General features: G+C 63.4%; 12 protein-coding genes. 5 read left to right on the forward strand and 7 right to left on the reverse strand.

Features of this window, described 5'->3' with window-relative positions; translation table 11 throughout:
• Nucleotides 1-3: 3 nt before the first annotated feature.
• The 5 genes from JWP26_RS19430 (at nt 4) to JWP26_RS19450 (ending at nt 5820) form a co-directional block, all read left to right on the forward strand.
• Nucleotides 4-1080 carry a TIM barrel protein gene (locus JWP26_RS19430; RefSeq protein WP_299731732.1) on the forward strand — a complete coding sequence of 359 codons (1077 nt, stop codon included), beginning with the start codon at nt 4-6 and terminating at the stop codon, nt 1078-1080.
• Between the two features lie 10 nt (nt 1081-1090).
• The gene (locus tag JWP26_RS19435; protein WP_299731735.1) at nt 1091-2566 is read left to right on the forward strand and encodes an amidohydrolase family protein; all 1476 of its coding nucleotides are present in this window, start codon (nt 1091-1093) and stop codon (nt 2564-2566) included.
• Nucleotides 2563-4026, forward strand: coding sequence for a chlorohydrolase family protein (locus tag JWP26_RS19440; protein WP_299731738.1), 1464 nt, complete (start codon nt 2563-2565; stop codon nt 4024-4026). Before JWP26_RS19435 ends, JWP26_RS19440 begins: the two co-directional genes overlap by 4 nt.
• Before the next feature lie 81 nt (nt 4027-4107).
• A complete protein-coding gene (locus JWP26_RS19445; protein ID WP_299731741.1) occupies nt 4108-4818 on the forward strand; it encodes a GntR family transcriptional regulator in 711 nt (236 codons plus the stop codon).
• A 222-nt stretch (nt 4819-5040) separates the two neighbouring features.
• Complete coding sequence (locus JWP26_RS19450) at nt 5041-5820, forward strand: SDR family oxidoreductase (protein ID WP_299731744.1); 780 nt, start codon at nt 5041-5043, stop codon at nt 5818-5820.
• Between the two features lie 24 nt (nt 5821-5844).
• Here the strand turns inward: JWP26_RS19450 and JWP26_RS19455 are convergent, their stop codons facing one another.
• The 7 genes from JWP26_RS19455 to JWP26_RS19485 form a co-directional block, all read right to left on the reverse strand.
• On the reverse strand, nt 5845-6738 hold the full coding sequence (locus JWP26_RS19455; RefSeq protein WP_299731747.1) for a dihydrodipicolinate synthase family protein: 894 nt from the start codon (nt 6736-6738) through the stop codon (nt 5845-5847).
• A gap of 10 nt (nt 6739-6748) precedes the next feature.
• Nucleotides 6749-7618, reverse strand: coding sequence for an amidohydrolase (locus tag JWP26_RS19460; RefSeq protein WP_299731750.1), 870 nt, complete (start codon nt 7616-7618; stop codon nt 6749-6751).
• Between the two features lie 2 nt (nt 7619-7620).
• Nucleotides 7621-9333 carry an L-arabinonate dehydratase gene (gene araD, locus JWP26_RS19465; protein WP_299731753.1) on the reverse strand — a complete coding sequence of 571 codons (1713 nt, stop codon included), beginning with the start codon at nt 9331-9333 and terminating at the stop codon, nt 7621-7623.
• Nucleotides 9334-9402: 69 nt separating this feature from the next.
• Nucleotides 9403-12165: a glycoside hydrolase family 2 TIM barrel-domain containing protein gene (locus JWP26_RS19470; protein WP_299731756.1), complete on the reverse strand. Its 2763-nt coding sequence runs from the start codon at nt 12163-12165 to the stop codon at nt 9403-9405.
• 39 nt (nt 12166-12204) lie between these two features.
• Nucleotides 12205-13293, reverse strand: a complete 1089-nt coding sequence (locus JWP26_RS19475) for an ABC transporter ATP-binding protein (RefSeq protein WP_299731759.1) — start codon at nt 13291-13293, stop codon at nt 12205-12207.
• 9 nt (nt 13294-13302) lie between these two features.
• Nucleotides 13303-14136, reverse strand: a complete 834-nt coding sequence (locus tag JWP26_RS19480; RefSeq protein WP_299731762.1) for a carbohydrate ABC transporter permease — start codon at nt 14134-14136, stop codon at nt 13303-13305.
• A partial coding sequence (locus JWP26_RS19485) for a carbohydrate ABC transporter permease (protein WP_299731765.1) occupies nt 14133-14654 on the reverse strand: 522 nt, incomplete at its 5' end. The genes JWP26_RS19480 and JWP26_RS19485, both read right to left, overlap by 4 nt.

The raw sequence follows: 14654 nt of genomic DNA on the forward strand, positions 1-14654 counted from the left end.
ACGATGCGGCTAGGTATCGACGGACGCAAAATTCCCGAAGCGGCGAAGCGTGGCGGCGTGGCCAGCATGGACCATGGCCGCGAGCTGGGTATGGACGGACTATTTTTCCGTACTGTGCTCGACGTGGCGCCGACGCTGGACATGGGCGTGCTCAAGGCAGTGCGCCAGCGCGCGGATGAGCTGGGCATGTATCTCGAAATGGGCCTGGGCAAGGTGAACCCCTATGCTCTGCCCGAAACGCCCGAAATGCGCGCTATCGGCGATGGCGATACCCTGCTGGGTTTCCGCCGGATGATGGAGGCTTGTGCCGCCATCGACTGCCGCGAACTCTGGGTCGGTACCGCAAACCACAAGGACTATGCAGGACGCTTCGGTACCGATCGTTTCCGCACCGACGTGACCTGGGCCGACCAGCTCGAAGGCATCCGCAAGCTGCTGCTCCTGCTCAAGCCGATCGCGCTGGACCTGGGCATCCACATCAATATCGAGACGCATGAAGAGATCACCAGCTTCGAAGTGGTGCGGCTGGTGGAAGCGTGCGGCACCGATGCCTTTGGAATCGTCTACGATACCTCGAACGGGCTGCAGCGGCTCGAACATCCGGTTTGGGTGGCCAAGCGCGTGGCGCCCTATACGCGGCAGACGCATTTCAAGGATGCTGGACTGGTCTTCAATGGCCGCAATGCCGCGATGCAGGGCCGTGCCTGTGGGCAGGGCGTGGTCGATTATGCGGCAATCCTCAAGATTCTCGCCGAGGCGCAGCCGGAGCTCAACATCACCATCGAGAACACGCCGCCCTTCGCCAACGGGCCGCAATTCGTCAAGTTCAACACGCTCGAACTGGCCGAACCCGCTTTCATCGCCGGGCACAAGGACTGCTCGGTGGAGGAATATGCCGATTTCGTCGAGATGATCCACGCCTATGAAAAGCGCGTGGCCGTCGGGGAGGTGCCGCCCATGGTCGAAGAGGTGCGCGATTTCGACTATGCCGCCGCGGTCAAGGACATCCTTTTTAGCCGCGATCACCTCCGCGGTATTTGTCAGGATTTGAACCTGCCGCTGCGCAATCTGGCGGCGTGAGGAGATACGAATGACCGACCTGCTGCTCGTCCATGGTACCGTGGTGACCATGGGCCCCGACCGTGCCATCATCGAAGACGGCGCGGTGGCCATTACCGGCGATCGCATTGCCGCAGTCGGCAAGACCGCCGATCTATTGCCGCTTTATCCGCAGCACCAGCAGATCGACTGCACGGGAAGGGCGGTGATTCCGGGCCTAGTCGATGCGCATGGCCATGCCGGCCATTCCATCGTCAAGACGCTGGGCGTCGACACGCCATCGGTGTGGATGCGCGTGGTGACGCCGATGTACTTCCATTATACGACGCCCGATTTCTGGCTGGCCGATGGCTATATCTCCGCCACCGATCGGCTGCGGATGGGCGTGACCACCTCGGTCAGCGTCGTCGGCTCGGCCCCCCGCAGCGACGATCCGACCTTTGCCATCAACCAGACCAAGGGCTATGCGGCGGTCGGGCTGCGCGACATCGTTTGTACTGGCCCGGCCGGCATGCCCTGGCCGCATCCGACGACGCGCTGGATCGACGGCAAGCCGACTCGCTATTCGGTGAGTTTCGATGAGCTGATGGCAGGTGCCGAGGCGGTGATCGAAACCGTCAACGGCACCAGCGATGGCCGCATCAAGGCCTTCGTGACGCCCTTCACCATCATGCCTTCGATCGATCCGTCCAATCCGACCACACCCGATCGCGCCACGCGCTCGACCCCCGAAGACCGGATGCAGGGCCGCCGGGTCAAGGAACTGGCGGCCAAGCATAACACGCGCATCCACTCCGATGCCTTTGCCGGTCACGTGCGTATGGCCTGGCAGGATCCCGAAACCGCCATCCTCGGGCCCAATGTTCACTTGCAGCACTGCATTGGGCTCAGCCTCGAAGAAGTCGATATCCTGGCCGAAACCGGCACCAGCATGACCCATTCGCCCGGCGGCAGGGCGCCGGTGATCGAGATGATGCAGCGGGGCGTCAATGTCGCCATCACCACCGATGGCGCCGCGCCATGGGCAACGTTCGACCTGCTGCAAGCCGCCAAGCTGGCCCAGCTTGCGCATCGCTGGCGCAATCAGGACGCCTATCTGCTGCCGGCGGGCAAGCTGTTCGAGATGATCACGGTCGATGCCGCCAAGGCGCTGGGCATGCAGGATGAGATCGGCTCGCTCGAAGTGGGCAAGAAGGCCGACGTCACCATCGTGAACCTGCGCAAACCGCATCTCACGCCGAACTGGATGGTGATCCATCGCCTCGTGCTGCAGGCGGTCGGGCAGGATGTCGAGACGGTGATCGTCGATGGCAAAGTCCTGATGGAAGACAAGCGCATCCTCACCGTCGATCTCCATGCAGTGCTGCAGGAAGCCGAGGCGCAGGCCTGGGCCGTGGTGAAACGCGGCGGGCTCGAAAACCACCTGACCGATCCCGGCTGGGGCATGGTGCAGCGCACCTTCGATTCGCCGATCGAGCTGCCGCTGCCGCCGGAGATCGAGGCGTGATCACGCTGGTCAAGGCCGCTTTCGTCATCGCTTATGAGGGAGGCGACCATGCCATCATCCGCGATGGCGAGGTCGCTTACGAAAGTGACAGCATCATCTATGTCGGTAAGGCTTTTCTCGGCACGCCCGACACAGTCGTCGATGCGGGCGAAGCCATCCTCAGCCCCGGCTTCATCGATCTCGATGCGCTCGCCGATATCGACCACGCGCTGATCGACAGCTGGCACGGACCCGAGACCGCCACCGGGCTCGACTGGTCCGAAGACTATTTCCTCAATCGTCGCCACGATGTGTTCTCCCCCGAGGACCGCGATTTCCGCCACGAATTTGCCTTCACCCAGTTGATCCGCAACGGCATCACCACGGCCATGCCGATCGGCGGCGAGATGCACAATGAATGGTGCGAAACCTATGACGAATGGGCCGCCGCAGCGGGCATCGCTGGCCGGCTTGGGCTTCGCCTCTATGCCGGGCCAAGCTATCGCGCCGGGGTCAATGTCGTCCGCGCCGATGGCAGCCGCGACGTGCTGTGGAGCGAGCCGCTGGGCGACGAGGGATTTGCCGGCGCCATCCGCTTCATCGCGGATTTCGACGGCGCCCATGATGGCCTGATCCGCGGCGCGCTACTACCCGCGCGCATCGAGACCATGACGCCCGCGCTGATGCGCAAGACGGCCGAGGCCTCCAAGCGCTTGGGCGTGAAGGTGCGTCTCCACTGCCTGCAGGGCCTCAAGGAACTGCGGCTGCTCGACGCCCGCTATGGCAAGAGCCCACTCGATCTGCTCGATGAGACCGGCCTGCTTGGTCCGGACCTGCTCATTCCCCACGCGATCTTTCTCGATACCCACAGCCGCAACCCGAACAAAGGCCAGGGCGACCTGCAACGGCTCGCCGCCAGCGGCACCACCGTCATCCACTGCCCAATGACCTCGCTGCGCTACGGCACTGCGCTCGAAAGCTTCCCCAAATACCGCGCGGCCGGTGTCAAATTCGCGATGGGCACCGACTCTTATCCGCCCGACATGATCCGCAACATCGATGTTGGCGTGCATATCCCCAAGCTCATCGAGGGACGCACCGACGCCGGTAGTGCCGCCGAAATCTATCGGGCTGCCACGCTGGGCGGTGCCGCCGCGCTCGGCCGCGACGATCTCGGGCGCCTCGCGGTCGGCGCCAAGGCAGACATGATCATTGTCGACCTCACCAATCCGCGCGTCGGCATGATCGAGGACCCGATCCGCACCCTGCACATGAACTGCACCGGCGCCGACATCACCACCGTCATCATCAATGGCCGCACGGTCATGGAGAACCAAAAGCTGCCTGGCGTGGATGCCAAGGCGATGTCGCAGCGCCTCAAGGGCTACTATGCGACAATGAAATCAGGCTATTCCCAACGCGACTACAAGCGGCGATCAACCGACGAAATCTTTCCGCCAACCTTCCAGACACGGGAATAATGTGTGCGAACCGCTGAGCAAATGAATCCAATCTTGCGCAGGCATTGCGGACAACTTATGTAGTGCAAAGAGGATTCAGGCATGCTGAAAGCAAATGAAGACCGCACATCCGGAGTGGTGACAAGCGGTCGCTGGGGACAGATCTACGACGATCTGAAGTCCGCAATTCTGGCCCACAACATTGCGCCCGGCACCAAGCTTCCCGAGGATGAGCTCGGCGAGGTCTATTCGGTTAGCCGAACGCTGGTGCGCGCTGCGCTGCAGGCATTGGCGCATGATCGGCTGGTCCAGCTCGAGCCCAATCGAGGCGCCTTTGTTGCCAAACCGAGCAAGCGTGAGGCCCGCGAGGTCTTCGAGGCCCGCGCCATCATCGAACCCAAGGTCGCTGCCATGGCCGCGGCCATCGCCAAGCCGTCCGACATCAAGGTGTTGCGCCGTCATCTCGACGAGGAACACAAGGCCATCCACGACGGTCGCCAGGGCGATGCGGTGATGTTGTCGGCGCGGTTCCACGAGGGCATAGCCGAGATCGCCGGCCAGACCATATTGACCGAGTTCGTTCGGTCCCTGTGCTCGCGTTCGGCGCTAATCATCTCGCTTTATTCGCGGCGCACCGACACCTTCTGCGAAAGCCACGCCCACCACGCCCTGGTGGACGCGATCGCCGCCAATAGCGAACTGGACGCTTCGGAACTGATGACGAGCCATCTGGTCGACCTACTGTCCGGCATTGATGTTTCCGAAAGCGCTGGGCCGCAGCGCAAACTGTCGGAAATTCTGCGCGGGGTTTGATGTCTCCCCAGGCGCTTGCATGCGGCCGTGGGACTTGAGCTATCCGTGATTTCTGCGGCGTCTGGGCGGTGTATCACTTGGCTGTGCGCCGCGACGATCATCGTTCCATCGCTGGCGCCAATCACGAGCATCACGGAGAATGCGATGTACTTGCTCAATATTCCGGTTTTGTCCCCGCATATCGTGCGTGACCTGACCCACGCCGATTTGGGGCGTTGATCCATGGGTGAGCGTCTTTCCGGAAAACGCATCTTCGTCACTGGCGCGGCCCAGGGCATTGGCCTCGCCATAGCCAAGGCGTGTCTCAGGGAGGGCGCCAAACTATTCCTCGTCGATCGGGACGGCGACCTGCTGCGGACCAGCGTCGCGGGCCTGGGGGCGCCAGCCGGCTGGGTCGGGCACGCCGCCGCCGATATCAGCGACGCGGCCGCCATTCGCGCCGCTGTGGCCACGGCATCGGCCGAAATCGGTCAGATCAACGCGTTGATCAATAATGCCGGCGTCAATGTCTTCTCGACGCCATTGGAGGCAAGCGAGGCCGAGTGGGACCGCAACTTCGACATCAACGTCAAGGGGGCGTGGAACTGCAGCAAGGCCGTGCTGCCGGCCATGCTGGCTGATGGCGGCGGAGCGATCCTCAACATCGCCTCGACCCACGCCTTCACCATCATCCCGCACACTTTTCCTTATCCGGTGGCCAAGCATGCGCTGCTGGGACTGACGAAATCGCTGGCGCTCGAATATGCCGCGCAGGGCGTTCGGGTGAACGCGTTGGCGCCCGGCTACGTGGAAACCCAGAAATCCACGGATTATTGGAACAGCTTCCCCGACCCGGAGGCAGCAAAGGCCCGCACCATGGCGTTGCAGCCCTGCGGCTACATCGCCACCGCCGACGAAATCGCTATGGCGGCAGTGTTCATGATTTCCGATGAATGCCGCTTCATGAATGCAGCGTGCCTTGTGGTCGACGGCGGCTTGAGCCAATTGCAGCACCCCGCCTGACGGGCGAGATGCTGCGAGCTTGCCTTACTTTGGCATGGCGCCGAACGCGTCCGCGTAGCGCTTTGCCAGCACCAGGCCGAATTCGCTGGTGGGCAGGCTTGGGGCGCGGTCGGCAATCTCAAGACCCGTGCGCAGGCCGAAGATGCGCTTGCCATAGACTAGTAGATGCTCAAGCGAGCGCATGCCGAAAACGCTGGCTGGCAGCATCTGCTGGTAGAGCGCTTCGGCCAGTTGTTCGTCGCCTGCCTGCATGGCGCGCCAGATCAGCACGGCCTTGTCCACCACATCGGGCGCCAGCACGAAACCCTCGGCACCCGCCCGGATATTGTCCATCATTTCCAGCCCGCCCTGGCCGTTCAGGACCACCAACCGACCTTCGCCAGCCGCCACAATGCGTTCAACTTCGAGGACCGGCATTTCGCCCTTGAGATGGGTGATGACCGGATGGCGCTCCACCAGCGTGGCGATATCGGCGCCGGTCAGGCCACGCCCCATGAGGGCCGGTGCGTTCTGGATAGCCACTGGAATCCGCGCCGCATCGGCGACACTACCGAAGGTGCGGATGGTTTCGGCCGCCCCATAGGCTCCGAACACCGGCGGCTGCAGGATCAGCCAGCTCGCGCCGGCACCTTGGGCATGGCCGAGCAGCTCGATCTGTTCGATGACCGAATTGCCATAGATGGTGACGCCGAGCGGGGTGCGGCCAGCAACATCCTCGACGGCCCAGTCGATCACCTGCCGGCGTTCGGCCTCGGTGAGCTTGGCCACCTCCGTGGCCAGACCAAGTACGACGATGCCATCCACGCCGGAGGCCAGGCAGTGCTCGACCTGCTGGCGCATGCCGTCGCGCCACAAGCGCCCGTCGGGCTGGTAAAGGGCGTAGAGAACCGCGTGAATGCCGGTAAAGCGCTGGGACATGGTTATCTCGCTAGGCTGCGGCGCCGGACGCCGGGATTGGTTGACGGTCAGCAATATGCAGGCCGTAGAACGCCCTGCAGTTGCCGCCCACGATTGCGTTTCGCTCGATCGCGTCCAGCCGGCCCAGCCAGTCGATGACCACGGAGACGGTCGTTGCGTAGTCCGCGGCCACGGTGCAGACCGGCCAGTCAGACCCAATCATCAGGCGGCCCGGACCGAAAAGCCGCAGCACGTGATCGAGGTAGGGCTCGATGCGGGCAGCGGACCATGCGCTCCAATCATCCTGGGTGATCAACGAGGAGAGCTTGCAGGATACGTTCGGTCGCAGCGCGAGTTCGGCCATGGCATCTCGCCATGACGGATCCATGGTCGCGCCTATGGGTGGCTTGGCGATATGGTCGATAACGATCGGTTGGCCGGGAAAACGGTCTGCCAACTGGATTGCCGACGCGATTTGGTCAGGTCCGAGCAGTACATCGAGGGTCAGGCCGCGGGCATTCAGCGCCGAAACGCCGTTGAGCTTGGCGACGTCGGATTCTGCGCCGGTCAGGGTCACCCGCACCCCCCTGAACTTCGGCTTGGCGGCGTAATGGGCGACCAGAACCCCGACGTTTTCGTCGGCCAGGTCGAGCCAGCCGACGACGCCAAGGATGAAGGCGTGGCGGTCCGCCAAGGCCAGCAGATAGTCGTTCTCAACCAGGCTATTGCGCGCCTGGACGGCCACCGTGCCGGCAAAGCCCGTTTGCTTGAGCAGCGGTTCGAGGTCGGGCGGACCGAAGTTTTGCCGCAGACCCGAATAGGCGCCGGCCATCCAGGCATATTGGGCGGGATCGGCGCCATATGCCCAGAAATGTTGGTGCGCATCTATTCGCAGCGTCATGGTCAATGGCTGTCGCGGGGGATGGCATGGCCACGGCAACCGACGAGGAAGTCCAGATCGGCGCCCTTGTCGGCTTGCAGCACTCGCTCGACATAGAGGCTCTGGTAGCCGCCTTCCATCGCCGGCTTGGGCGCCACCCACTGCGTTCGCCTGGCGGCCAGTTCAGCCTCGGATACGTCCAGATTCAGGCGCCTGGCGGGCACGTCGAGCTCGATGATGTCCCCGGTACGCACAAGCGCCAGCGGTCCGCCCGCGGCCGCCTCGGGCGCTACATGCAGCACGACGGTGCCGAAGGCGGTACCGCTCATGCGTGCGTCCGAAATGCGCACCATGTCGCGTACCCCCTGCTTCAGCAGCTTCTGCGGCAACGCCATATTGCCGACCTCGGCCATGCCGGGATAACCGCGCGGCCCGCAATTCTTGAGCACCATGATCGAGGCCTCGTCGATATCGAGGTCGGGGTCGTCGATGATCGCCTTGTAGTGCTCGATGTCTTCGAACACCACGGCGCGACCGCGATGTACCATCAGTTCCGGCGAGGCCGCGGAGGGCTTAATGATAGCCCCGTCGGGCGCCAGGTTCCCCCGCAGCACAGCGATGCCGCCCTGTTCGGTCAGCGCCTTGTCGATGGGGCGGATGACTTGGGGATTGTAGTTGACCGCGCCAGCAATGTTTTCACCCACGCTCTGGCCGGTCACCGTCAGGGCGTCGAGATCCAGCAGGTGCGAGATTTCCTTCATCACTGCCGGTAGGCCGCCCGCATAGCAGAAGTCTTCCATCAGGAAGCGGCCGGAGGGCATGAGGTCCAGAATGGTGGGAATATCGCGCCCATAGCGATCCCAATCGTCCAAGCTAAGCTCCGTGCCGATGCGCCCCGCAACGGCCAATAGGTGAACCACCGCGTTGGTCGAGCCACCAATAGCGCCGTTGACGCGGATGGCGTTGGCAAAGGCTGCCTTGGTGAGAATGGCCGAGAGGCGCAGGTCCTGCTTGACCATCTCGACGATGCGCCGGCCCGTCAGGCGGGCCAGGCGCGCTCGATGAGCGTCAACCGCCGGATAAGCAGCATTGCCCGGCAAAGCCAGGCCCAGCGCTTCGACCATGGAGGCCATGGTGGACGCCGTGCCCATGGTCATGCAATGGCCCGGCGACCGCGACATGGCGCTTTCGGCATTGCCGAACTGCTGGTTGGTCATCAGTCCAGCGCGGACATCTTCGGAGAATTTCCACACGTCGGTGCCCGAGCCGATGGCGCGGCCCTCGAAACGCCCATTGAGCATCGGCCCGCCCGAGATCACGATGCTGGGCAGGTCGCACGAGGCCGCGCCCATCACCAGCGATGGCGTAGTCTTGTCGCAGCCCGCCATCAGCACCACGCCGTCCATCGGGTTGCCGCGAATGGCTTCCTCAACGTCCATCGAGGCCAAGTTGCGGAACAGCATGGCGGTGGGGCGCAGGTTGGATTCGCCGCAGGAAAACACCGGGAATTCGAGCGGCAGGCCGCCGGCTTCCAGCACCCCGGCCTTGATGTGTTCCACCAGCCCGCGGAAATGGGCGTTGCACGGCGTGAACTCGGAGAAGGTGTTGCAGATGCCGATGACCGGACGGCCATCAAAGGCATCATCGGGCAGGCCGTTATTCTTCATCCAACTGCGATGAATGAAGGCATCCTTGTCTTGTCCGCCGAACCAATGCTGGGACCGTCTTTTGCTCATAGCGAAGCCCTTGGCCTTTTCGAATACAACTACGACCGGCCGGCGTCCGAGCGCCGGCCGGTGATCATGTCAGCCCCAGGGGCCATAGGCAAAGCGGACTTCACCGCTGAGGACGTGGCCCGTCTCGAGATTAAGGGGCTGCGCGAAGGTCGCTAGGAACCGCTCGCTGCCCTCCCCGGTCCAGTCGAGCGCGTAGAACCTCATGCCGTCGGGGCCCGCCTGGGCCCGCACGTGCTGGGTTCCGTCAGACTGCACGCAAAGGCCGATGTCCGTCTGGGCGAACAGGCCCGCGCGTTCAATACCAAGCTTGGTGGCGCGGAAGTCATTGCTGCCCAGATTGCTGACGTCGTCCTTCCACGGCCAGCTCGGCGCTGCGGCCGGCATTTGCTCGTCCGGTCCCAGCGCGCGGGCACGCGCTTCGCCCCGGCTGCGCGACAGGTGGTCGTCCGGCAGGTCATTGGCCGGCCCGGCCAATTGCCAGCGCAAGTTGTCCCAACTAGGGGGCAGGTCCAGCGCCAAGCCGATCTGCAACGGGGCGAGCGGCTCGAGCGCCTCGAACTCGTAGCCCACGACGAGCCCGTCATCCTCATCGACGGACAGGCTCAGCTTGCCCTTGGCGGCGCCATAGCTGCCCACGAAATTGACGCTGTCGGCCGACGAATGGATGTCGGCCAGTTGCCAGCCGGTCATCAGGTTTTCCAGCGGCATGACCTTGCCCGGCGGCCGCTTGTTGGCATCCCAGGACGGGAAGCTTGGAACGATCGCCAGAGCCAACGGCAGGCGTTCTCCGCCCGGTGTGACTACCACAGGACCGTTGTCGCCCCCGAGGAACTGCCAGGAGCCGATGCGCATATCCTCGCCGTTCCGCCTCACAGGCTGCAAAGCGGGGCGCGACGCGACGGGCGCCGTTGCACCGGCTGCTGCCGCCAGTGAGATCCGGCGGTCATAGCCAAGCGAAGGTACGCGGAAATGGAGTTCGAAGGACCTGTCGGCGAGGCCGGCCGGCAGCTGGATGGTCGCGACCTGGCCGGGCAAGGCGGACAGTGTGGCGCGGCCGGCCTGTTCACCGGCTTGCCAAGTGCAGTCCACCGCCGACAGATCGGTGAAGTCGAAACGGTTTTCCACAGTGATCAGCGCGCCATCGCGATGGACCTGGATGGGGTCGTAGACGCGCTTCATCTGCTCGTATTCCGGCTTGGGGCGGCGCCAGCCATCCAGCGGACCCCACTCGCCGTAACCCACCCACTTGCGCGAACCGTCGCGCTGGGGAATGTAGAAATGATCGTCGATGGCCGCCCAGATCGAGCCACCGATGCCGTTGGGCAGCGCGCGGATTTCGTCCCATTGCTGGCCGAGGAACTTCCCCCAATGCTGCCGCAGCCCGGGATCGGTGACCATCTCACGCGAATTGTAGCAGTAGAGATGGGCGAACTCGTCGAACATGACGGGCCGCGGCTCGACGGCAAATCGTGCCGTCTCGCCAGCTTCCGGGTAGTGGTGATTGGCGATGTCGACATGGCCTGTGCATTCGGGCCCGAGCTTGTCCCAGTTGAAAGTGGTTGGCCGGGTCGGGTCGGCGCGCAGGATGGCCGCTGCGGATCTCTCGAATGGCGGCGCCCAGTTGGACTCGTTTGCCACCGACCAGATGATGACCGATGGGTTCGAGCGGTAATAGGACACCATTTCCAGCGAGACCGCGGACACATAATCCGACGCTGCGGCCTGCTCGGCAGCCGATAATTCCTCCCAGGTCGACATCTTTTCGAACCGGCCGAAAGACCAGCAGAACGGCGCTTCCACTTCAAGTAACATGCCGGCTTCGTCACAGGCTTCGACCAACTCCTTGGTCGGCGGGTAATGTGAGGTGCGGATGAAGTTGACATTCGCAGCGCGGAACAGGCTGACATCCGTTTGCGCCCAGCGCGCTGTGTCGGCGCGGCCGGTCAGCGGGTGGGTTTCGTGATGGCAGACACCGCGCAGGTAGATGCTGCGGCCGTTCAGCAAGATTTTGCCGCCGTCGACGCGGACATCCCGGAAGCCGATGCGGCGGGAATATGTGCTACCGGCATAGGACAGCCTGACTGTGTGAAGCGCGGGATGCTCGGTGTGCCACAGCTCAGGCGCCTCGACCGCAAACGCCAATCGAGCTGTTCCGTCGATATGACGGGTCCCCAAGGGCCGGACATCACCGGCTGGCGTGACCAACTCGACATCGACGGGACCAGGCCTACTGACCTGCAGATCGAGCTGCAGCGTCGCCCTGGAAAGGTCCCCTGCGGCAAAGATGGTGGCGACGTCGAAGACTTCGAAATGGTCGGACGGGAGCGCGAAGAGCGTCACCTTGCGTGATATGCCGGCCAGCGGGTGGAACGCATAGTTGGTCTGCTGGGCCAGTGTATCGGCAATCGAATTGTTGGTGATGTGCAGCGTCACCCGTGCCTGCTCGCCCGCCTTGACCTGATCGGTGAGATCGAGGTCGAAGGGCGTGAAGCCGCCGAGATGGTGACCAGCAGGGCGGCCATCGATCCAGACGGTGCACTGGCTGTAGACCGCTTCGAAGCGCAGGCGAACGACCCGGCCAGCCCAGGCCGCGGGAACCGCGAAGGTCCGCTCCAGCGCGAAGGCAGCCGCCGGATCGAACGGCAGGCCCTGCATGATGACCTCGCCGGGCACCTGCAGCGTTACATCCGACGGCAATGGCTGGCGAGCGAAGGGATCGGCGATCGGCTGGAGGTAGTTCCACGCCCCGCACAGGTCGAGCGACATGCTCCCGGTCGGATCGAGCGGCAGCGGCGCGTAAATCGGGAGGGCGAGTTCTTTGGTCTGTTGCATAACGGTTTGAACCATGGCCTGGAGAAAGGCTGAAGAAGGCTAGCGCAGGCGCTTGCCGGTGATGTCGAAGAGATAGACGCGCCCCGCATCGATGCTGGCCGAAGCCCCCACCCCGCGGACCACGTGCCGCGATTCCTCGCGTTCGATGACGAGTTGTTCGCCCGAGCCGGTGTTGGCGTAGATGTAGCTGGTCGATCCGAGATGTTCGGCCACATCGATATCGAGCGCGATATCGGTGCCTCCGGCGCCGGCCGCGCCGAAATGTTCGGGACGTACGCCCACCGTCAGCTTGCTGCCGACGGCAGGAACGGCGCCCTGTAGGGGAGCGGCCAGGCGAGCCCTTCCCTGCTTGTCGAGTTCGACAGTCAGGCTGCCATTGCCCGAAGCGACCACGGTGGCTGCCATGAAGTTCATTTTGGGCGAGCCAATGAAGCCGGCGACGAACTGGTTGGCCGGATCGTCATAGAGGTCGAGCGGACAACCGACCTGCTCGATGATGCCGTCGCGTAGCACGACGATCTTGTCGGCCAGCGTCATGGCCTCGGTCTGGTCATGGGTGACGTAGATCATGGTGGTGCCCAGCTCCTTGTGGAGGCGGGCGATCTCGACACGCATCTGCACGCGCAGTTCGGCATCGAGATTGCTCAGCGGCTCGTCGAACAGGAACACCTGCGGCTCGCGCACGATGGCGCGCCCGATCGCGACGCGCTGGCGCTGGCCTCCCGAAAGCTGTTTCGGCCGGCGCTGCAGTAATGGCTCGATCTGCAGGATACGGGCCGCATTGGCCACACGGCGGGCCGTATCGGCCTTGTCATTGCCGTTCATCCGCAGGCCAAAACTGAGATTCTGTTCAACCGTCATATGCGGATAGAGAGCATAGGACTGAAACACCATGGCGATGCCGCGGTCGGCGGGCTCGACATCGTTGACCATTTTGCCGCCGATATCGATATCGCCACCCGAAATATCCTCGAGCCCGGCGATCATGCGCAGCAAAGTGGATTTGCCGCACCCCGAGGGGCCGACGAACACCACGAACTCGCCATCGGTCACATCCAGCGAGACGCCGTGGACGATCTCGACGCTACCGAAATTCTTGACCACATTGTTCAGTGCGACGCCGGCCATGAGCGGCTCCTATTTGATGGCGCCGGCGGCGATGCCGGCGATGAAATGACGCTGCAGCAGGACGAAGACGACGAGCATCGGTGCCGTCAGCAGCACGGCGCCGGCCATGATGCCGCCCCAGGAAACCTTGGTCAGCCCGATCAACGAGCCCAGCGCCACGGGGGCGGTGAACATGCTGCGGTCAGTCGCGATCAGCAGCGGCCAGAGGTAATTGTTCCAACTGGCGAGGAAGAGAATGATCGACAGCGCCGCAATGGTCGGCCGGGCCAGCGGCAGCGCGATGTGCAGGTAGATTTTCCATTCCTTGACCCCTTCGACACGGGCTGCATCGAACAGGTCGGCGGGCATCATCGAAAAGGCCTGGCGCATGAACAGCACGCCCAGCGAATTGAACAGCGGCGGCACGATTAGCGCGATCCAGGTATTGGATAGCCTGAAATCGCGGGCCACCATGACAAACTGGGGAATGACCACCACGAAGTATGGCAGCGTTATGGTCCCGAGGATGATGGCGATCACGATCGGCTTGCCGATAAATTCGTAGCGCGCCAGGGCCCAGCCGGCCATCGAGGTCAGGAACACCGACAGGACCGTGTAGATCAGCGCGACGCCGACCGAAACGCTCAGCGCATGGACGAAATCGGTATCGGCCTGCATGTTGGTGATGTTGGCGATGAACTGGTCGGAAAACCACAGCTGCAGGTCCGGCGAGAAAATGCCGTGATCCGGCATGGTGGAAAAGACTGCCATCATCCAGAGCGGAAATACCCAGATGATGGCGAGCGGCGTCAGAACCAGATGCAGCAGGATCGACTGCAGGCGGTCGCGTTGGGACTTGCTCATTTCGGTTCCCTCCCAAGCCAGAGTTGTGCAAGCGAGATGATCACGGCCAGGATCGCGATGGCGTAGGCGACGGCCGACGCATAACCGAAATTGCCGGATTGGAAGCCCTGCCGGAACAGGAACAGACCCAGGGTTTCGGTGGCCTGGCCCGGACCACCCCGATTGGTGATCAGGAACGGCTCGGCAAACAGCTGCATGCAGCCGATGATCGACAGGATGGTGCAGAAGATCAGCACCGGCTTGATGAGTGGCACGGTGATGAAGAAGAACTGCTGCACCTTGCTGACGCGGTCGAGCCGGGCCGCCTCATAGACATCCTCGGGCACCGACTGCAGGCCCGCCAGGATGATGATGGCGTTATAGCCCGCCCAGCGCCAGGTGACCGCGATGATGAGCACCGCCATGGCGGCATTGGGATTGGAAAACCAGTCGACGCGCGGCAGGCCGACGCCCATCAGCAGCTTGTTGACCACCCCGAAATCGAGGCTGAACATCAGCCGGAAGATGGCCGAATAGGC

The sequence above is a fragment of the Devosia sp. genome, from assembly GCF_028290435.1.
GTDB lineage: Bacteria > Pseudomonadota > Alphaproteobacteria > Rhizobiales > Devosiaceae > Devosia.

Coding starts and splice junctions, on each gene's coding strand:
- JWP26_RS19430 (WP_299731732.1), top strand. CDS start 4: ATGCGGCTAGGTATCGACGGACGCAAAATTCCCGAAGCGGCGAAGCGT.
- JWP26_RS19435 (WP_299731735.1), top strand. CDS start 1,091: ATGACCGACCTGCTGCTCGTCCATGGTACCGTGGTGACCATGGGCCCC.
- JWP26_RS19445 (WP_299731741.1), top strand. CDS start 4,108: ATGCTGAAAGCAAATGAAGACCGCACATCCGGAGTGGTGACAAGCGGT.
- JWP26_RS19450 (WP_299731744.1), top strand. CDS start 5,041: ATGGGTGAGCGTCTTTCCGGAAAACGCATCTTCGTCACTGGCGCGGCC.
- JWP26_RS19455 (WP_299731747.1), bottom strand. CDS start 6,738: ATGTCCCAGCGCTTTACCGGCATTCACGCGGTTCTCTACGCCCTTTAC.
- JWP26_RS19460 (WP_299731750.1), bottom strand. CDS start 7,618: ATGACGCTGCGAATAGATGCGCACCAACATTTCTGGGCATATGGCGCC.
- araD (WP_299731753.1), bottom strand. CDS start 9,333: ATGAGCAAAAGACGGTCCCAGCATTGGTTCGGCGGACAAGACAAGGAT.
- JWP26_RS19470 (WP_299731756.1), bottom strand. CDS start 12,165: ATGCAACAGACCAAAGAACTCGCCCTCCCGATTTACGCGCCGCTGCCG.
- JWP26_RS19475 (WP_299731759.1), bottom strand. CDS start 13,293: ATGGCCGGCGTCGCACTGAACAATGTGGTCAAGAATTTCGGTAGCGTC.
- JWP26_RS19480 (WP_299731762.1), bottom strand. CDS start 14,136: ATGAGCAAGTCCCAACGCGACCGCCTGCAGTCGATCCTGCTGCATCTG.